At 31.6% G+C, this 247-nt stretch carries 1 protein-coding gene; it reads left to right on the forward strand.

Annotated elements, in window-relative coordinates:
• The coding region (locus KK062_RS30460; RefSeq protein WP_254088142.1) for an NAD-dependent epimerase/dehydratase family protein at nucleotides 1–247 on the forward strand (247 nt) is incomplete at both ends.

A 247-nucleotide genomic window follows, 5' to 3' on the forward strand; every position in this document is an offset into this window, starting at 1 on the left:
TCAATCAGCAGTTGAAACATTTTATACACAACATAAACCAGATTATGTATTTCTAGCTGCTGCTAAAGTTGGTGGAATATTAGCAAATAACACCTATCGTGCAGAATTTCTTTACGACAATCTAATGATTGAATCTAATGTGATTCATCAAAGCTATGTACATGGAGTTAAAAAATTATTGTTTTTAGGATCATCTTGTATTTATCCAAAATTAGCTCCTCAGCCGTTACGAGAAGAAACCTTATTA

The sequence above is a fragment of the Dawidia cretensis genome, assembly GCF_018598175.1.
Classification (GTDB): domain Bacteria; phylum Bacteroidota; class Bacteroidia; order Cytophagales; family Cyclobacteriaceae; genus Ohtaekwangia; species Ohtaekwangia cretensis.